The organism is Streptomyces sp. NPDC001443, assembly GCF_053597355.1.
Genome location: NZ_JBSFIA010000026.1, coordinates 25,838 through 44,559, shown reverse-complemented (window position 1 = coordinate 44,559; position 18,722 = coordinate 25,838). Strand labels below are relative to the sequence as shown.

Sequence of the window (18,722 nt, the reverse complement as noted above, 5' to 3'; positions counted from 1 at the left end):
AAGCTGATGACCGACCTCACCTATGAGTCGACCAAGGTCGTCAAGGACGTGGACGGGCTCACCTTCTCCTATCACGAGGCCGGTGAGGGCGAGCCGCTGCTCCTGTTGCACGGATCGGGGCTCGGCGTCAGCGCCTGGTCGAACTTCGGCGCCAACCTGCCCGTCTTCTCCCGCCGGTTCCGGACGATCATGCCCGACCTGCCGGGTTTTGGGGGCACCGGGCTGCCGGAGCTCGACACGGTCTACTCCCTGGCGGCGGCGCGCTGGATCGCCCGTTTCATGGACGACCTGGGCATCGAGTCGGCGGCCCTGGTCGGCAACTCGATGGGTGGCGCGGTCGCCGCGGAACTCGCGGCCCTGCATCCGGAGCGGGTCAGCCGGCTCGCGGTGATGGGCTCCGGCGGGCTGTCGGTCGGCCTGTTCGCCCCCGAGCCCAGTGAGGGGTTCGCGAGGCTCTTCGAGTTCCTCGACGACCCGACCCGGGACCGTATGGTCGCCTGGATCAAGACCATGGTCCACGACCACCGTCTCATAACCGACGAGCTCGTCGACCAGCGCATGGACAACGCGCTCCAGGAAGGTGTGATCGACCGGACCAGGGCGATCATCGGGTCGATGTTCAACCCGGCGCTGCGCCGCAGTTACATGCCCCTGTGGACCTCGGCGCAGTCCTTCACCACGCCGACCCTGATGCTGTGGGGACGCGACGACCGGATGCTCCCGTACGACCAGGCGCACTTCGCCGCCCGCGCACTGCCCGAGGTGGAACTGCACACCTTCGCGCACTGCGGGCACTGGGTGCAGATCGAGCGGAAGAACGACTTCGAGCGGGTCGTGCTCGAGTTCCTCACCCGTGAGACGCCGGACCCCGGCACGTCATGAGCCGTGACCGCGGTGGGCGGGGGCCGAGGCGCCCGCCCACCGCGGCCCGGTCCCGCGCTTCCCGCCCGGCGGAAGGCGCAGAGCCGCACCGAGAGCAGACAAGGGCCGTGAGGGAGCTTCCACGCCGCAGGGCGACGGCCTACGAGAAGGCGGAAGGGACGAGTCATGCCACATGAAGTCGTAGAGCGAGTCGAGCACATCGGACCGAAACTCGCGGAACTGGCCGCGGAGAACGAGAAGCTGGGCAAGCTGAGCGAGGAGACCGTCGCTCTGCTGCGCTCCGCCGGCGTGATGCGCCTGCTCCAGCCCCCCAAGTTCGGCGGATACGCGGCACATCCCCGCGACTTCGCTGAGGCCGTCATGGCCGTGGCCCGTCACGACGGCGCCGCCGGCTGGGTGTGCGGCGTGGTGGGGGTCCACCCCTGGGAGGCTGCGCAGATGGACCCGCGGGTCGCCCAGGAGATCTGGGACGAGAACACCGACACCTGGATCGCCTCCCCCTACATGCCGAACGGCATCGCCGAGCCTGTGGACGGAGGGTACGTCCTGTCCGGACGCTGGCCCTTCTCCTCCGGAACCGACCACGCCGACTGGGTCTTCCTCGGCGCGCTCGTCGGGGACGGCAAGGGCCGGCCGGCCTCACCGCCGGACGTCATCCACGTGATCCTGCCACGGTCCTCGTACGAGATCATCGACGACTCCTGGGACGTCATCGGGCTGAACGGCACGGGCAGCAAGGACGTTGTCGTCGACGGCGCCTTCATCCCGTCCTACCGGACCGTCGGCCAGGATGCCGTGTCGGAGGGACAGGCCGCGGTGGGCAACGGAGTCACCGACCCCCTCTACCGGCTGCCGTTCACCTCCATGTTCCCGCTCGGGATCACCTCGGCCGTCATCGGCATCTGCGAGGGCGCGCTCGAGCTCCACCTGGCCCAGCAGCGTGAGCGGGTCGCCGTGACCGGCGTCCAGGTCCGGGACGACCCCTACGTGCTCTCCGCGGCTGGCGAAGCGGCGGCCGAGATCGCTGCGTCCCGGGCCCAGCTCATCGATGGCATCACCGGGGTCTACGAGCGGGTCGCGGCCGGCGAGACGGTCTCGATCACGGAGCGTTCGGCCGTCCGGCGCAACCAGGTGCGCTGCGCCTGGCGGGCGGTGGCCGCCCTGGACGAGATCTTCAACCGGTCCGGGGGCAACGTGATCCGGCGCTCCAACCCGCTCCAGCGCTACTGGCGGGACGCGCACGTCGGCCTCGCCCACATGATCCATGTGCCCGGTATGGCCTACCACTCCAACGCGCTGGCGGAGATGGGGCTGGAACTGCCGCCCCAGCTGCGCGTGATGATCTGAGTTTCCCGCTCCGCGGGCCAGGAGGAAGGCACATGAACGCTGCGGACGGCATGATTCCGTCTTCTCCGGGTTCCCCCGGCTCTCCCGAGGACAAGTCCCACTTCCGCCGAGTGCTGGGGAACTTTCCCACGAGCGTCGTCGCGATCACGACCACGGGGCCCGACGGGCGGCCCGAGGGAATGATCGTCGGCTCCTTCACCTCGATTTCCCTGACCCCACCGTTGGTGGGCTTCCTGGCGGACCGCTCCTCGAACACCTTCGAGAGGATCCGTGCGGCCGGCCGCTATTGCGTCAACGCGCTGGCGGCTGACCAGGAGACCCTGTGTCGGGCGATGGCGATCAGGGGAGCGGACCGGTTCGACGGCGTCCCCTGGACACCGTCACCTCTGGGCAACCCTGTACTCGACGGTGTCGTGGCATGGGTCGACTGCGATCTCGACCAGGTTATCGAGATCGGTGACCACCATCTGGCGGTCGGACGGGTCCGCTCATTGCATTCCGAGTCCCTCAAGACCCCCTTGTTGTTCTTCCGCGGTGGCTACGGCGACTACTTCTCCAGTACGTCCCTAGTGCTCGACCGGCTGGTCGACTGGTAGCAGTGCGGAGAAACCGGACGGTGGACGGGGCGCGGTGAGCCGCCGCGCCCCACCCACCACTGCCCGCCCCGTTCCGACCTCTGAGCCAAGGACGGCCCGTGACCGCAGGTTCCGAATCGACCGCCGCCCTGTCCCTGAGGCCCGCCGCCAGCGTACGGCGTCGCCTCGTTAGCCTGGTCGGCCCGGCCTTCGTGGCCGCCGTCGCCTATATCGACCCCGGCAACTTCGCCACCAACTTCCAGAGTGGCGCCACCTTCGGCTATCTGCTCCTGTGGGTCGTGGTGCTGGCGAACGGGGTCGCCATGCTCCTGCAATACCTCTCCGCGAAGCTGGGCGTGGCGACCGGCTGCAGCCTGCCAGAACTGTGCCGCCGGACCTACCGTCGCCCGGTCGTGCTGGCCCTGTGGGTCCAGGCGGAGATCGTCATCGTCATGACCGATCTCGCCGAACTGGTCGGCGGGGCGGTCGCCCTGAACCTTCTCTTCGGCCTTTCGCCGCTGTCCGGCGGGCTACTGATCGCCGGCGCCTCGTTCGTGCTCCTGGCGGTTCGCACCGCCGGGCAACGCCGGTTCGAGGCGGCCATAGCGGCGACGGTGGCGATCGTGGCGGCGGTCTTTCTCTACCAGACGCTCGCTGCCGGCATCGTGGTCCGGGACGCGGCCGCCGGACTCGTCCCGCACCTGGCGGGGCCGTCGAGCCTGCTGCTCGCCGCCGGGGTGGTGGGCGCGACCGTCATGCCGCACGCGGTGTACCTGCACTCGGCCCTGACCAAGGAGCGCTTCGCGCCCGGGCACGGGCTGCGCCGCTCGCGGCTGCTGAGCGCGCAGCGCGCCGACGTGTTCTGGGCCATGGGGATCGCGGGGCTGGTCAACATCGCGATGCTGGCGGCCGCCGCCGGCACGCTGCACGGCACGGGGGTCGCGTCCCTGGCGGGCGCGCACGCGCAACTGGCGGTCGCTGCGGGGACGACGACGGCGACGCTGTTCGCGATCGCCCTGCTCGCTTCCGGACTGGCCTCTTCCAGCGTGGGCGTCTACGCCGGCGAGATCGTGATGCAGGGGTTCCTGCGCCGCCGGATTCCGCTGTACCTGCGCCGACTGTTCGCGGTGGTGCCCGCACTGGCGGTGCTGGCGTCGGGGATCGACGTAACCAGAGCTCTCGTACTGAGCCAGGTGGTGCTCTCCGTGGGCATTCCGTTCGTGCTCGTCCCCCTCGTGCTGCTCACCCGTCGGGCCGATCTGATGGGTGACTGGGTGAACCGTCGGTCCACCACGGTGCTGGCGAGCTGCGCGACTGTACTGATCAGCGCACTCGACGCGGTCCTCGTCGTCTTCACCTTGGCGTCCTGACGTATCTGGAGCGACAGCGTGAAGGGGGCGGCCGTCTTCGGGACGGCCGCCCCCTTCATTTCCTAGGCCGCTGGCGTCAGCCGGCCGAGTCCGGTTCCCGCACGGTGACCTCGGTCAGCCGGATGCCGCGGGTCTCCAGCCCCTCCTCGATGAACGCCTTGAGCGACTCGCCGTCGAGCACGCAGGTCGAACAGGCGTCGTTGTGGCCGCGCGAGTAGTCGACGGTCAGCCGGGACTGCTCGGGAGCGAACTCCGCGAGCCGGATGGTGCCGCCGTCGGGAGCGACCATCGGCTCCAGCAGGGTGAGTACTTCCTGGACGACGTCCTGGGCTTGTGGCACGGTCGGTCTCCTTGTGGTGTGCGGGCCTGCCGCGGGGTTCCCGAGGCGGGACGCCGCGGCGTGTGCGTGCCCGTTCAGGCGGATTCGTCGGACTTCAGCGCGGGGAGCAGTGCGAGGCTGGACCGTGCGTAGGCCTGCTTGCGGCGCTCGCTGACCATGAAGGAGGGCGGCGCGAAGTAGGCGACGTCGCGGGCGATCGACGCGCGGCGCCGACGGAGCGCGGCCATGGCGTCCGCGGTGCTCCCGCACAGGGCGATCGTGTCGAGCATGTCGTCGGTCACGCAGTGCGCCATGTCGTCGATCCGGCCCTCGGCGAAGGCCTCCCGGATCTTCACCACCTGGGAGGTCCAGCCGTGGTGTTCGGCGAACTTGTCGTAGGTGCGCACGGTCAGGTAGAAGGCGATCATGCGCCGCATGTCGGTGACGGCGCGCTCCGGATTCTGGTCGTCGACGGCCGTCAGCAGCCAACCGTGTTCGGCCGGTGGCTGGTTCCATTCCCGCTCTCGCGTGCCCGCTTCGACGGCCGGTCGGACGATGTCGTCCCACCATGCGTCGGTGAAGAGCCCGTGGCCGATGATCCCATCGGCGGTACGGCCGGCCGTCGCGGCCATCCTCCGCTGGAACCCGGCCAGCAGTACGGGGGCGTCGATCCGGCCCAGCACCGGTGCCTTGACCTTCGCGTCGATCCGATAGAACTCGCCCTCGTAGCGGACGGGTTCGCCGTTCTCCGCGTGCAGCCAGGTCCGAACGGCCTCCACCAGCTCGGCCATCCGGTCCACCGGGCGGTCCGCGGGCACATCGCACCAGTCGCGGTTGATGGCGAACGCGCCGGAGCCGAGGCCGACGAAAACGCGTCCGGGGGCCTGCTTCCACAGGGTTCGCACAGCCGTCGCGTGGGCGAAGGGGGTGCGGGAGAAGCCGTAGGAGACCGCCGTGCCGACGTGTGCCGTGCGCGTCGCGGCGGCCATGCCCGCGACCGTCACGTAGGCGTCGTGGTCGGCGAATTCGCCGGTGCAGAAGGCCGCGACACCCGCGGTCTCCGCCTCAGGGCCGACGTCGGCTCCCGGCCAGGGCATGCCGAACTCAGTCATGTGGGCCGATCCTCTCGGGAGTGCCGAGCGCATCTCATCTGATGGCCGCAATCGTAGCATTGAGTTAGATGATTGCGGGACTCTCGCCGCCGCATACCTTCACATCATTTAGCTGTTCTTATAAAGTTGGCCCGTTCATCGGAAGACCGGGCCGTCGAGCCCGACACAGGGGACGGCCGGTCCGTGACCGGAGAGCCGCACACCGGGGGCCGACCCTCGTGAAGCCGGCGGGAGCCGTGCCGCCGAAGATCTCCCCAGGACGGAGAACAGGGATGACGTACACCTCGGCCACGCCCACCCAACTCGACCGGGCGCGTGCCAAATACCGAGCCGAGCGCGACAAGCGCATCGATCCCTCTCGGCGAGAGATCCTGGACCTCGCGGGACGGGAGGACCTGGTCGAGGACCCCTTCACCCCAGTTGCGCCACGTGAGCCGGTGCACGACACGGTCGACGCCCTGGTGGTGGGAGGGGGTTTCGGGGGACTGCTCGCGGCCGCGCATCTGCGCAAGGCCGGACTCGACCGCATCCGCATCGTCGAGAAGGCCGGCGACGTCGGCGGCGTCTGGTACTGGAACCGGTATCCGGGTGTCATGTGCGACGTCGAGTCCTATGTGTACCTGCCGATGTTGGAGGAGCTGGGCTACATGCCCAGGCACCGCTACTCGTACGGTCCTGAGATCTTTGCCCACACCCAACGGTTGGCCAGGCATTTCGGTCTCTACGACCACGCGCTCTTCCACACGTCGGTGACGGGTCTGTCGTGGGACGAGGACAGCGAGCGGTGGATCGTGCGGACGAACCGCGGTGACGAGTTCCGGGCCCGGTACGCAGTGGTGGCCCACGGCTCCTTCACGTCGATGAAGCTGCCGGCGATCGAGGGCATCGACAGCTTCGAGGGAAAGCTGTTCCACACCTCGCGATGGGACTACGAGTACACCGGCGGTGCCCCCTCCAGTCCACTGACCAAGCTCGCCGACAAGACGGTCGGAGTCATCGGTACAGGTGCCACCGCGGTGCAGATCATCGACCCGCTTGCCCGGGCGGCCCGCGAACTCCTCGTGTTCCAGCGGACGCCCTCCACGGTCGCAGTGCGCGACAACAGTGAGACGGACCAGGACTGGGCGCGGTCCCTGAAACCCGGCTGGCAGCAGCGACGGCGCGCGAACTTCACCGCGGTGACCAACGGCGAGCACATCACCGAGGACCTGGTCGGAGACGGATGGACCGTCTTCTATCACGCGATGCTCGGTGCCGACGGCTACGGCGACCTGAGTCCCGAGGAACTGGCCGGGCAGCGGGAACTCACCGACCTCCGGCACATGGAGGGCATCAGGGCCAGGATCGACGAGACCGTGCGGGACCCCGCTACCGCCGAGGCGCTCAAGCCGTACTACCGCTACCAGTGCAAGCGTCCGTGCTTCCACGACGAGTACCTGCCGGCCTTCAACCGGCCCAACGTCCGCTTGGTGGACACCCAGGGACAGGGTGTCCGACGGATCACCCCTCGTGGAGTCGTCGTCGACGGCACCGAGTACCCGGTCGACTGCCTGATTCTGGCGACCGGCTTCGACCAGGACTCGGCGTACACCGACCGGGTGGGATTCGACATCACCGGCCGGGACGGCATCCTCCTTTCGGACAAGTGGAGCGACGGGCCGGAGACCCTGCACGGTGTGATGACGAGCGGCTTCCCCAATCTCTTCATCCTGCCGCCGAACTACACCCAGGGCACCGCCGCCGTGAACTTCTGCCACACGCTGGAGGAGACCGCGCAGCATGTCGCCGCCCTGGTGAGCGAGTTCGAGCGACGGGCGGTGGTCGCGGACGTCACCGAGCAAGGCGAGAAGGACTACGTCCATCGGGTCGTGGACGGTGCTGGCCTCGCGCTCCTCGGTGGCGGCAGCTTCCTGCAGGACTGCACACCGGGTCGCTGGAACAACGAAGGCGCTCCGGAGGACCGTCCGCGCAAGAACGTGAACTACCCGGGTACGTCCACGGCCTACTTCTCCATGCTGGAGGAGTGGCGGCAACGAGGCGAGTTCGAGGAGCTGATCCTCACCCCCGTGTCCCAACCCGATCCAGGCAGCCCCCAGGACGCGTCCCGTGAGGACGAGAGGAGCGCGCGATGACCGGACGAGTTCCCGAGGCGCCCGTGCCGACGGCCCCCAACTCCCGCCGCTTCGAGGGCAAAGTCGTCTTCGTCACGGGCGCGGCCCGAGGCCAGGGACGCGCCGAGGCTGTGCGGTTCGCCGCGGAGGGCGCGGACGTCATAGCGCTGGACATCTGCGAGGACCTTCCCACCACCGAGTACCCCGGGGCGACCGCGGAGGACCTTGCCGAGACGGTCCGCCTGGTCGAGAAGCTGGGCCGGCGCGCTCTGAGCCACAAGGTCGACGTCCGGGACTTCCCCGTCGTGCGGGCGGCGTTGGAGGAGAGCGTCCGTGAGCTGGGCAGGCTGGACGTCGTGGTGGCGAACGCGGGGATGACGACCTTCGCCCGGACCTGGGAGATCGAGCTCGACCACTGGCAGGCGACCCTCGACATCAACCTGACCGGGGCCTTCCACACGGTGAAGGCCGCCGTGCCGATCATGATCGAGCAGGGGACCGGAGGGTCGATCGTCTTCACCAGTTCGGTGGCCGGCCTGCGGGGACTGCCCCTGCTCGCCGACTACGTGGCGGCCAAACACGGTGTCACCGGGCTGGCCAAGACCCTGGCAAATGAACTGGGGTCCCACCGGATCCGGGTGAACTCCGTGCACCCGCACGGAGTGAACACCAAGCTCGTGCCCGGGATTCGCCCGATCCTGGAGCGAGACCCCGAACTGGCCTCCTTCTACCAGGGAGTTCTGCCCGACGGTGTCAGTCAGGCCGAGGACATCGCAGCCGCGGTGGCCTGGATTGCCTCGGACGAGGCACGGCATGTCACCGGCGTCCAGCTTCCGGTGGACCTCGGCCGCACCAACCGCTGACTCCGAGGGTGTTTTCCCGTCCCGGTGACCGGAATCCGGCCACCCGGACCGATGAGGCCCGGCTCACACTGTGGTCGGACCGGCCGTAGAGGCGGGTCGGGCCTGCGGTCCGCGGGCCGGGGCGGGGCGGCGGGGACGGTCGCCGAGCCTCGTAAGAGCCGCTCCTGGCGGGCGCTGCGAGCGGAACCCTGAGAAGCACACGAGGAGGACAGTGATGGCCGCTGGGGAGACCTACGACCTTGTCGTCGTGGGATCGGGAGCAGGCGGGCTCGTCGGCGCCTACATCGCCGCGTCACGGGGTCTGCGCACGCTGGTGATCGAGAAGACGGACCGGGTGGGCGGAACCACCGCCTACTCGGGCGCCGGCATCTGGTACCCGGGATCGGCGCCCGTGGTGCGGGCCGGCGTCGGGGACAGCGTGGAGGCCGCCCGGACCTATCTGCGCAGCGTCGTGGACGACGAGTCCCGGGTGCCGCTGCAGGACGCCTACCTCGACGCCGGGCCGAAGCTGATCGACGAGCTGGAGCGCAGCTCCTGGTTCCAGTCCTTCGTCCACGGTCCCGTCCCCGACTACTACGCGTCGGCCCCCGGTGCCACCACCGCAGGCCGGACGATCTTCCCGCCGCCGATCGCCATAGCCGACCTGGGGGAGCACGCCGCTCTCGTGCGGGACTCCCTCCCGGTCGAACGCCTGGGTGCCGAACGGGGCGACGTGTTCGACGGCGGGCGCGCCCTCATCGGCCGGGCGCTCGCCGCGTTCCTGGAGACCGGCAACGGGACGCTGCTCGTCGACACCGCCCTGGAGTCCCTGGTGGTCGAGGACGGACGGGTGGTCGGTGTCACGGCGTCCAGCGGGGGGGAGGCCGTCACCTTCCGTGCCGAGCGCGGAGTGCTCCTCGCCGCGGGCGGCTTCGAGAAGGACCCCGAACTGCGGGAGAAGTACCTTCCGGTGAAGTTCGACGGCAGCTGGTCCGACGGGGCCCCGGGGAACACCGGCGACGCCCTCCGGGCCGGCATGGAGATCGGCGCGGCCACCGACCTCCTCGACGAGGCGTGGTTCATCCCGGGCCTCGTCAACCCGGGCGGACAGCCGGTGTTCGTCACGGGCACCCGTGGCGGCATATGGGTCAACGCCGCCGGCGAGCGATTCGTCAACGAGACCGCTCCCTACGACCAGGTCGGCCACGAGCTCGTCCGCCTCCACGAGTCCTCCGGCGTCTCGCACGTCCCGGCCCACTGGGTGTTCGACCAGCGCCACCTCGACCGGGACAGCTTCGGCGGAGACCCGCTCCTGCCGCCGGACCCCCGGTGGTTCGAGTCGGGCGCCCTGAAGAAGGCCGACACCCTGGAGGAGGTCGCGGAGCTGATCGGAGTGCCGTACGAGACGCTGCGCGAGACGGTCGAGGAGTACAACGGGTACGCGGCCGAGGGAGTGGACAAGCGGTTCCACCGGGGCGAGACCCCGTGGGACCGCTCCTACGAGTACATGGTGGGCTTCCCGGCCGGGCCCGTGATGAACTACCCGCCGAAGCCCGCGCCCGAACTGGCCAACCCGGTGCTGCCGCCGCTCGACACCCCGCCGTACTACGTGGCCACGATCGTCCTCTCCGACATCGGGACCAAGGGCGGTCTGAAGACCGACGAGAACGCCCGCGTGCTCCGGCCCGACGGCGCGCCGATCGCCGGGCTCTACGCCTCCGGGAACACCATGGCGGCCATGTCCGGCCGCGTGTATCCGGGGGCCGGGACACCGATCGGCAGCAGTCTCGCGTTCGCCTATCGCGCGGTGCTGGACGTCGCCGATTGATCCTCGCGATATGTCCGTACCTAGAGCGGAGCCGACGGTGCCGGACCACCGTCGGCTCCGTTGTGCCATGCATCACGCGGGTGTCGGCCCGCTCGCCGTGCCGGATATGCATCATGCACGTAACATGGTCTGCACACACAATATGTACGATGCACATCGATCTGCTGTTCTTCCTCGGGAGCCCCGTCATGTCCTCCGTTCAGCCCACGGCACGCGCCGGCGGCGTGGTCGCCACTCTCGCCCTCGCGGGGACCGTGGCCGCGATCATGCAGACGCTGGTCACCCCGCTCATCGCGGAGTTGCCGGACATTCTCCACACCTCGCCGGCCAACGCCACCTGGGTGATCACGGCGACCCTCCTGGTCGCGGCTGTCTGCGTGCCGGTCTCCGGCCGGCTCGGCGACTTGATCGGCAAGCGGCGCATGCTGCTGATCTGCTGTGTGCCACTGGTGCTGGGCTCGGTGGTGTGCGCGCTCGCCTCTTCCGTGGTCCCGATGATCGTCGGACGTGGGCTCCAGGGCATGGGCATGGGCATGGTGCCGCTCGGCATCGCCTTGTTGCGGGACGCGGTCCCGGCCGAGAAGCTCAGCTCCTCCATCGCCCTGGTCAGCGCCTCGATGGGTATCGGCGGCGGCCTCGGCCTGCCGATCGCTGCCGCAGTGGCTCAGTATGCGAACTGGCGGGTGCTGTTCTGGGGCTCGGCCGCGCTGGCGGCCGCGATCGGTGTTCTGATCTGGTTCCTCATCCCCGTGACCCCCGCCCCTGCGAAGGGGCAGCGCTTCGACCTGCTGGGATCCCTCGGTCTCGGCGCCGGCCTGGTGTGCCTGCTCCTGGCGGTCTCCAAGGGCGCCGACTGGGGCTGGGGCTCGGCCACGACGCTCGGTCTGTTCGTCGCCGCCGTGGTCGTCCTGCTGGCCTGGGGCTGGTGGGAGACCCGTGTCACCGACCCGCTGGTCGATCTGCGCACCACGGCGCGCCCGCGGGTGCTGATGACCAACATCGCGTCGATCTTCGTCGGCTTCGGCATGTACGCCAGCATGCTGATCCTGCCGCAGCTGTTGCAGTTCCCGAAGGCCACCGGCTACGGACTGGGCCAGTCGATGCTGGAGTCCGGCCTGTGGATGGCGCCGGGCGGCGTCATGATGATGATCGTCTCCCCGTTCGGCGGGAAGCTGTCCAACGCCCGCGGTCCGAAGTTCACCCTGGTGAGCGGCGTGTTGGTGATCGCGGTCGGCTACGCCCTGTCAATGGCCCTGATGGGCACCGCTTGGGGCCTGATGGTGGTCGCCCTCGTCGTCAACAGCGGCGTCGGGCTCGCCTACGGGGCCATGCCCGCGCTGATCATGAGCTCCGTCCCGCTGTCCGAGACGGCCGCCGCGAACGGCTTTAACACCCTGATGCGCTCGCTCGGCACGTCGGTGGGGTCGGCTGTGGTGGGCGTGGTGCTGTCGCAGATGACCGTCACCATGGGCGGCTACACCCTCACGTCCGAGAACGGATTCCGTACCGGACTGCTTCTGGGCTGCGGTGTCGCCCTTGTGGCAGCCCTGTTGTCGGCGCTGATCCCTGCCGCCCGTGCCACCACCGACTCGGCATCGACCGACCGGCCGGTCCCCGCGACACAGGAGCGGACCGGAGTCTGATTCTCCGGACACTCGAGTCCGGGACGGCACCTGTCCTCGGACCCCGGATGTGCCGTCCCGGGCGATTCGCTCCGGGGCGGCACACGGCGTTGTCCGAACGCTCAGCTCCGCTCGGCCGCCACGGCGTGCACCGCGTCCGCGATCAGGCCGAACGGGGATACGAGCTGCGGCCCGAAGAACATCCGGTTGTGCAGGACGGCCACGGACAACCCGAGCCGCGGTTCCGCCCATACGACCGTTCCGCCCGCCCCGGTGGCTCTGCCACTGACCCGACACGCCTTCCACGGCGACTGGAACTATGCCGTGCACCCCATCCGTGCCCTGCCGTCCCAGCACCCCGGACTCCGCAGAAGCCGGCCCTGGAGTGGGACCATGCTCTGCTGTCCGATCCTGCCCTGACCGGCATGTCCCGGCAGCGGCTGAGCGATCTCACCGACGCTTTGGCCGTCGATGGCGACGTCAAGCGCGGACGCCCGCCCCGGCTCGCCTTCCCCGACCAGGTCCTGGCGGCCGTCCTTCACCTGCGGGTCGCCCTGGCCGCGGAACCCCTTGCTGTGCTGTTCGACAGCAGCCGGACCGCCATGCACCGCACCCTGCTGAAGATCAGGACCCTGCTGAAGGCGCACAGCATCGTCATCCCGCCGGCAGCCACCCCGCCCTCCGCCCTCACAGCCCTCCAGGCTCGGGTTCAAGCCCGGAGTGGCGACCCCCGCAGCATGATCAAGACAACGTGTTAATGATCTGCAAGCCCTTAGAAGTCATCTCATTTGGTGAGTCGGCGGTAGCAGATGAGGGTGCAGGCGATGGCGGCGAAAGCGAGGAAGTGCTCGGCTTTGCGTTCGTAGCGGCGGTGGAGTCTGCGACAGCCGGCGAGCCAGGCAACGGACCGCTCTACGACCCAGCGGTGACGGCCCAGATGGGTGGAGGATTCGATGCCGCGCCGGGCCAGGCGGTGCGTGATGCCCCGACTGCGGAGCCATCGCCGCAGGTGGCGGTAATCATAGCCCTTGTCGCCGTGCAGCTTGCCGGGCCTGCGGCGGCGCGGCCCGCGTCGTGAACGGATCGGCGGGATGCCCCGCACGAGCGGCTCCAGGCCTTGACTGTCGTGCGTGTTCGCCCCCGAGATACCCACCGACAGAGGCAGTCCGGTCCGTTCGGTGATCAAGTGGATCTTCGACCCGTACTTGCCGCGATCCACCGGATTCGGACCTGTCAGATCCCCTTTTTCAGGGCTCGCATGTTCACTGAGTCGATCACACAGCGGGACCAGTCCAGTTCCCCACGGGAGCTGAGCTCGTCCAGGACCAGGCGATGGAGCTTCGCCCACACCCGGGCCTTGGACCACTCGGTGAAACGCCGATGAGCCGTGGCTCCCGAAGGCCCGAACGAGGCGGACGGCAGCTGCTGCCACGTGCAGCCCGACGTGGCCACGAACACGATCGCAGCCAGCACCTCCCGATCCCCGTGCCGACGCCGGCCGCCACCCTGAGGCCGACTCGGCGCCTCCGGCACCACCCGCTGGAACAACTCCCACAACTCATCCGGCACCAACCGCTCAACGATCCCCACCCCCGAAGCCTACCGAGCCCTCCAAATGAGATGACCTCTTAGGAGTTCGATCGCTACTCGACACTGCCGGCAAGTCCCCGTGCCACGGTGGCCGTGCCGGACCGCCTGGGGGTGCTGGCGTCCGACGCCGTTGATGTCACTCGTGGATGTCAGTACGCGCAACCGTGTGCGTTCGCTGGCACGATGGTCCCGTGGTTGACCTGGAGCACATCAGAGCAGAGACGGTGGCGTACTTCTGGGAGCTCGACGAGGACGCCACGCTGCGGCACCGCTTCCGCCGCCTCGCAAAGTCCCTGGCCCTGGGTCAATGCGGCGCGACCGCGAGTGCCTCGGCCAGGGTCACGGGCCGGCGGCCGATCAGGCGGCTCAAGTCGCCGGAATCGGTGTACATCTCACCGCGGCTCATGCCGATGTCAGCGTCAGCGAGGACCTCCGCCAGCTTGGCGGGTAGGCCTGTGGCGGCCAGTACCTGGGCGAACTCGGTCGCCGGGAGGTTGGCGTAGGCAACCGGTTTCCCGGCCGCAGCGGAGATCGCGGCGGCGAGCTCGGTCAGCGTGAAGGATTCGTCGCCGCCGAGCTCGTAAACGGCGCCGGTGTGGCCTTCGGCGGTGAGGACGACCGCCGCGGCCTCGGCGTAGTCGGCGCGGGACGCGGCGCTGATTCGCCCCTCGCCCGCGGCGCCGACGACGGCGCCGTTCTGCAGAATCTGCGGCAGTTGGCTGGTGTAGTTCTCCAGGTACCAGCCGTTGCGCAGCAGCACGCTGGGGATTCCGCGGTTCCGCAGGTACTCCTCAGTCTCGCCGTGCGTGGCGCCGATGATGGTGGTGGCCGTATCCGCGTGCGTCGTGCTCGTGTATGCCACCAGCGACACGCCCGCGGCCACCGCAGCGTCTATCACGCGGCGATGGTTGGCAACCCGTTCCTCCACGGGGACCGAGGCCGAGATCAGCAGCAGGCTGTCCGCCCCCGCGAAGGCCTCGGCCAGGCTGTCGGTGTCCGCGAAGTCGGCGCGGCGTGTGGTGACGCCTCGGTCGGCCAGGTCCTTGATCCCGGCGATGTCCCGGCCGGTCGCGATGATGTCCGCGGCCGGGATCCCACGCCGCAGCAGCGCCTCGACGGTGAGCCTGCCCAGCTGGCCGGTGGCTCCGGTGACGACGATCGACATGATGGTCATTCCTTCCTTCCGCACGTACCTGGCGCGACTGTCGCGGTTCGTCCACGGCGGGATGGAATTCAGGGTGGCCTGCGCACTCTCTGTTGGGAAGTAGCCACTTTTTGGTAGGGTACTTACCTAGGCGAAAGTGTTGAGGTGAGACGTATGGCGGCTGTCGAGAACGTGACCGGACCCATGCCGTCATTTGATCCGTACGAGCGCGGCTGCCCGTCGCGGGACCTGCTCGACCAGATCGGCAGCAAGTGGGCGGTCCTCGTGCTGGGCGAGCTCGGCCGGAACGGGGTCTCCCGGTTCAGCCGGCTCCGGCAGGCGCTGGCGGGCGTGAGCGAGAAGATGCTCACCCAGACGCTGCGCACCCTCGAACGCGACGGGCTGGTCAGCCGGACCGTCTACCCGGAGGTGCCGCCGCACGTGGAGTATGAACTGACTGCCCTCGGGCAGACACTGCGGGAACCACTGAAGGCGCTCACGGAGTGGTCGGTGCGGCACATCGAGGAAGTCATCACCGCCCGCGGGGAGTACGACGACCGCACCAAGCGCACCCGGTAGGCAGCGACGGTCGGCGATTGATCATTCTCCTGAGCCAGAGGCCACGGGCACATCGAGCACCTTTTGCACCCAATCCGTGTCGGCTTCGGCACCACCCGGGCCACCTCGGTCAGTGTCCATGCCTGCCCGCCGGGGCAGATGAGCGCGGCGCGGGCCGTACTGCTGGATGGCAGCTACCGCGAGGTGGCTGGGCGGGCGCCGGCGAACTCGCAGATCGCCCGTGGGTGCGACTGCCGGTGCGGAAGGGTGTGGGCGTTCTGGTTGCAACGCCGGGACGGTGACTGTTCGTCAGGGTGTCTTCGGGAGCGGGTCATCCGCCGGTCTGCTGTGTGCCGTGGCGGCGGACTCGGTGAGTGAGAGTGCGGCGAGGAGCCGCAGTTTCTCGTCGCTGTCGCTGTCCTTGTCGGGGTAGTAGACGACGAGGATGACATCGTCGATGGGGAGTTTGTCCCGGTGGAGGTGTAGTTCACCGACGACGGGGTGGTGGACGGTGGTCGTGCCTCCGTCGAGACTTCGGACGTCGTGGCGCGCCCACAGGGTGCGGAACCGCTGACTGGACAGTGCGAGTTCTCCGACGAGCTCGACGAACCGGGGGTTGCCGGTGTCGTCCCCGATAGTGGTGCGAAGGGCGGCGACAAAATCCGCGGTGGCCTTCGTCCAGTCCTGGTGGAATGCCTGTTCCTCGGGGTCGAGGAGGAGAGAGCGCAGCCTGTTCTGACCGGGCCGCAGGCGAGGGGAGAGTGCGACGGCCATGGGGTTGGAGGCCAGGACATCGAACGCGCGCCCTTCGACGAACGCGGGGATCTGAAGGTGGGCGAGCAACTCGTGCACCCGCGCCGGTACGTGCTCAGGCCGCTTGCGGCGTGGCGTCCTGGGACGTGCCGCCGCGAGGCCGAGTAGATACGTCCGCTCGACGTCGTCGAGCCGCAGGACGCGCGCGAGTGATTCGAGGACCTGCGTTGAGGGGTTCTTGTCACGGCCCCGTTCCAGGCGCAGGTAGTAGTCAGGACTGATCCCGGCGAGCAGGGCGACTTCCTCACGGCGCAGGCCCGGCACGCGGCGGTTGCCGCCGGGCGGGAGTCCTGCCTGCTCCGGGGAGACCAGCTCACGCCGGGCACGTAGATAGCTGCCGAGCCGGTTGCCGGATTCCTCATCCTTCATACCGACACCGTAATGCGGTGCGTGTATCCCAGAGGGGGCCCTGGCAGGACCAGGGAAGACGGAGGCCCTGCCACATCCTGCGAACGCCGTCAAGACTGCGATGACACCGTTTCGAAAGAGACAGGGAACATCACTGTCTGCGCCAGGCTTGAACGCCGTCGGCGCTTTGGACTGAAGGGAAGATCTCGTGGATCTCTCCAACCGCACCGTTCTCATCGTTGGCGGAACCTCGGGTATCGGGCGAGAGCTGGCCCGCCGTTTCGCCGCAGCGGGCAGCGTCGTGGCTGTTGGCGGCCGCAGCCCGGAGGCACTCTCGGAACTCGCCGAAGAAGGGTTCGGCACGTTCGGTATCGACGTCACCGACAGTGCCTCCGTCGCATCTGCCCGTGACGCCGTGCTCGCCCGGTACCCGGAACTGGACACCGTGGTGACCATGTCGGGCGTCATGCTCCTGGAGGACCTGCGCGACCCCGCGCACTTCGAGGTGACAGCAACGACGATCGACACCAACCTGCTCGGCACCATCCGAGTCATCGACGCCTTCACCCCCCACCTGGTTCAGCGGGGCGTCGGCACCTTCATCACCGTCACCTCCGGCATCGCCTTCCTGCCCTTCCCGCCCATGCCCAGCTACGCCGCATCGAAGGCCGCGGTGCACGCCTACGCCGAGGCACTGCGCGCGCAGCTGGACGGCACCGGTGTCGGCGTCGTCGAGCTCGTCCCTCCGGCCGTCGCCACGGCAGGACAGGAAAAGGTGAACCCGCACGCGCTGCCGCTCGACGACTTCGCCACCGAGGTGATGGACCTGCTGGGGACCGAGCCCACTCCGCACGAGATCCTCGTCGATCGGGTCCTGGTGCACCGGTGGGCCGAGCGCGACGGCACCTACGACGAACTGGTGGCTCAGCGCTCGCAGGCCCTCTCGATGCTCCCGGGCCGGCAGGAACAGCGATGAACAGCAGGATCGCACTGGTCACCGGGGCACATCGGGTGGTCAGCCGGCGACGGTGAGGACGACCCTGCCGCGGGTGCGGCCGGCCTCGGCGCGGGCGTGGGCCGCGCCGGCCTGCTCCAGCGGGAAGGTCTCCTCCACCTCGACGGCGACCTCACCGGCGTCGATCAGGCCTGCGATCGTGGTCAGCGCGGCGCCGTCCGGCTCGACCAGGTACGGGGTGACCCGCACGCCTGCCGCCTCGGCGGCCGCAGCCGGTTCCGGGGAGACACCGGCCGGGACGGCGACCAGCAGGCCGCCCGGGCGCAGGACCTTGGGCGAGCGGGTGCTGGTCCGGTCGTGGGCGTCGCCCACCAGGTCGATGACGACGTCGACGTCCTTGGTGGCGCCCTCGAAGCTGGTTGACCTCGGAGGTCCCAGACAGGTCCCGGCATGCGGGACTGCTGGTGGCCGAGTCCGGTCGTGATGGTTGCGACGCCTCACTAGTGCAGCAACCGTGCTGACCACAGCTTTAGGAGTGAGGCTGGGTGATCCGGGGCGTGACCTGCGGTTTCCCCTACCTTGGACGCATCCGGTAGCACGTACCCCTGTGCACCCCCATTCCCCGTGGGTCCCCGCCTGTTCTGGCACGCGAGTGGCACGCTTCCGTAGAACCAGAGTCCGTTCACAGCCCGTGCTGGTGGCTGCCGCCGCCCCTCACGGCCACACCTGGGCTGCGAGTAGCACTCGGGAGTGCCACGGCCGACTCGCGTCAGTGACGCACTCTCTTCATTCGCTTATCGAGCCGGACGATAAGATTTGCATCGAAATGAGCGAACCGGTCCGGGTCATTGTCGACTAGTTCCAGAGCGATTCTGGCCATGTCTGCGCGGCCCGTTGCGTATTCCTGATAGAGTTGCCAGATGCCCTCCCGGGCAGCTATCTGGCAGTCCACTTCAATCTCTGGCGCGCCAGCATCGACTTCAGTCCAGTGCGACTCTCCACCAACGCAGGATATTAGGTAGGCGAGCAATTTGACGCGCAGCGTATCGCTTAGATCTTCACTGAGGGCTGCCATGATCAGTGACGTGACGGGCGCTGCTACCTCAAAAAGGAGCGACTGAATGTAGGCGTGACCTTCCAGGGACGACTCTGCAAATTCACGCGGGGTTCCGGCTTCGAGCAAATTGGCAAAAGTCTCCGGGATATGGGCGCCTGTCTTGCCGCAACCACAGCGCAAGGAAGCCCAATCGATCCGCTCGGCCTGAATCAACGATGGCCTGATGCTCATGCCTGCACTCCTGGTGCC

General features: G+C 68.7%; 17 protein-coding genes and 1 pseudogene. 11 read left to right on the top strand and 7 right to left on the bottom strand.

All coding sequences use genetic code 11. The annotated features are described in order from the left end of the window. The first annotated feature begins 6 nt into the window (after window positions 1-6). The 4 genes from ACWC24_RS25290 (at window position 7) to ACWC24_RS25275 (ending at window position 4,174) form a co-directional block, all read left to right on the top strand. A complete protein-coding gene (locus tag ACWC24_RS25290) occupies window positions 7-882 on the top strand; it encodes an alpha/beta fold hydrolase (protein WP_450665146.1) in 876 nt (291 codons plus the stop codon). A 165-nt stretch (window positions 883-1,047) separates the two neighbouring features. Continuing rightward, a complete protein-coding gene (locus ACWC24_RS25285) occupies window positions 1,048-2,229 on the top strand; it encodes a hydroxylase (protein ID WP_450665145.1) in 1,182 nt (393 codons plus the stop codon). A 32-nt stretch (window positions 2,230-2,261) separates the two neighbouring features. Continuing rightward, the gene (locus tag ACWC24_RS25280) at window positions 2,262-2,825 is read left to right on the top strand and encodes a flavin reductase family protein (RefSeq protein ID WP_450665144.1); all 564 of its coding nucleotides are present in this window, start codon (window positions 2,262-2,264) and stop codon (window positions 2,823-2,825) included. A gap of 98 nt (window positions 2,826-2,923) precedes the next feature. Continuing rightward, entirely contained in the window at window positions 2,924-4,174 is a 1,251-nt protein-coding gene (locus ACWC24_RS25275) for an Nramp family divalent metal transporter (RefSeq protein WP_450665143.1), read from the top strand. Between the two features lie 76 nt (window positions 4,175-4,250). On the opposite strand, the gene ACWC24_RS25270 is transcribed toward ACWC24_RS25275, so the two are convergent. Together ACWC24_RS25270 and ACWC24_RS25265 are read right to left on the bottom strand one after the other, a co-directional pair. Next, a complete protein-coding gene (locus ACWC24_RS25270; RefSeq protein WP_450665142.1) occupies window positions 4,251-4,514 on the bottom strand; it encodes a NifU family protein in 264 nt (87 codons plus the stop codon). Window positions 4,515-4,588: 74 nt separating this feature from the next. Continuing rightward, the gene (locus tag ACWC24_RS25265) at window positions 4,589-5,605 is read right to left on the bottom strand and encodes an LLM class flavin-dependent oxidoreductase (RefSeq protein WP_450665141.1); all 1,017 of its coding nucleotides are present in this window, start codon (window positions 5,603-5,605) and stop codon (window positions 4,589-4,591) included. A gap of 272 nt (window positions 5,606-5,877) precedes the next feature. Here ACWC24_RS25265 and ACWC24_RS25260 point away from each other — a divergent pair, with 272 nt between their 5' ends. The 5 genes and pseudogenes from ACWC24_RS25260 to ACWC24_RS25240 form a co-directional block, all read left to right on the top strand. Beyond that, window positions 5,878-7,737: a flavin-containing monooxygenase gene (locus ACWC24_RS25260; RefSeq protein ID WP_450665140.1), complete on the top strand. Its 1,860-nt coding sequence runs from the start codon at window positions 5,878-5,880 to the stop codon at window positions 7,735-7,737. Continuing rightward, the gene (locus tag ACWC24_RS25255; RefSeq protein ID WP_450665139.1) at window positions 7,734-8,579 is read left to right on the top strand and encodes a mycofactocin-coupled SDR family oxidoreductase; all 846 of its coding nucleotides are present in this window, start codon (window positions 7,734-7,736) and stop codon (window positions 8,577-8,579) included. The genes ACWC24_RS25260 and ACWC24_RS25255 overlap by 4 nt, the downstream gene beginning before the upstream one ends. 214 nt (window positions 8,580-8,793) lie before the next feature. After that, window positions 8,794-10,386, top strand: a complete 1,593-nt coding sequence (locus ACWC24_RS25250) for an FAD-binding protein (protein WP_450665138.1) — start codon at window positions 8,794-8,796, stop codon at window positions 10,384-10,386. A gap of 188 nt (window positions 10,387-10,574) precedes the next feature. Beyond that, entirely contained in the window at window positions 10,575-12,029 is a 1,455-nt protein-coding gene (locus tag ACWC24_RS25245) for an MFS transporter (RefSeq protein WP_450665230.1), read from the top strand. A gap of 111 nt (window positions 12,030-12,140) precedes the next feature. Beyond that, window positions 12,141-12,766, top strand: a pseudogene (locus ACWC24_RS25240) (ISAzo13 family transposase); the annotation flags it as partial. A 26-nt stretch (window positions 12,767-12,792) separates the two neighbouring features. Here the strand turns inward: ACWC24_RS25240 and ACWC24_RS25235 are convergent. Both ACWC24_RS25235 and ACWC24_RS25230 read right to left on the bottom strand, forming a co-directional pair. Then, a protein-coding gene (locus ACWC24_RS25235) for an IS5 family transposase (protein ID WP_450665229.1) occupies window positions 12,793-13,592 on the bottom strand; the annotation gives its coding sequence in 2 pieces (ribosomal slippage) (window positions 12,793-13,254 and window positions 13,257-13,592; 798 coding nt in all). A 310-nt stretch (window positions 13,593-13,902) separates the two neighbouring features. Beyond that, entirely contained in the window at window positions 13,903-14,772 is an 870-nt protein-coding gene (locus ACWC24_RS25230; protein ID WP_450665137.1) for an SDR family oxidoreductase, read from the bottom strand. Between the two features lie 144 nt (window positions 14,773-14,916). Between ACWC24_RS25230 and ACWC24_RS25225 the strand changes: the two genes are divergently transcribed. After that, complete coding sequence (locus ACWC24_RS25225; protein WP_450665136.1) at window positions 14,917-15,321, top strand: winged helix-turn-helix transcriptional regulator; 405 nt, start codon at window positions 14,917-14,919, stop codon at window positions 15,319-15,321. A 288-nt stretch (window positions 15,322-15,609) separates the two neighbouring features. On the opposite strand, the gene ACWC24_RS25220 is transcribed toward ACWC24_RS25225, so the two are convergent. After that, the gene (locus ACWC24_RS25220; RefSeq protein ID WP_450665135.1) at window positions 15,610-16,482 is read right to left on the bottom strand and encodes a helix-turn-helix transcriptional regulator; all 873 of its coding nucleotides are present in this window, start codon (window positions 16,480-16,482) and stop codon (window positions 15,610-15,612) included. Between the two features lie 187 nt (window positions 16,483-16,669). On the opposite strand from ACWC24_RS25220, the gene ACWC24_RS25215 reads away from it, so the two are divergent. Beyond that, entirely contained in the window at window positions 16,670-17,437 is a 768-nt protein-coding gene (locus ACWC24_RS25215) for an SDR family oxidoreductase (protein WP_450665134.1), read from the top strand. Between the two features lie 39 nt (window positions 17,438-17,476). Here the strand turns inward: ACWC24_RS25215 and ACWC24_RS25210 are convergent, their stop codons facing one another. Together ACWC24_RS25210 and ACWC24_RS25205 are read right to left on the bottom strand one after the other, a co-directional pair. Next, entirely contained in the window at window positions 17,477-17,917 is a 441-nt protein-coding gene (locus tag ACWC24_RS25210) for a zinc-binding dehydrogenase (RefSeq protein WP_450665133.1), read from the bottom strand. Between the two features lie 268 nt (window positions 17,918-18,185). Then, a complete protein-coding gene (locus ACWC24_RS25205; protein ID WP_450665132.1) occupies window positions 18,186-18,704 on the bottom strand; it encodes a hypothetical protein in 519 nt (172 codons plus the stop codon). Window positions 18,705-18,722 lie beyond the last annotated feature (18 nt).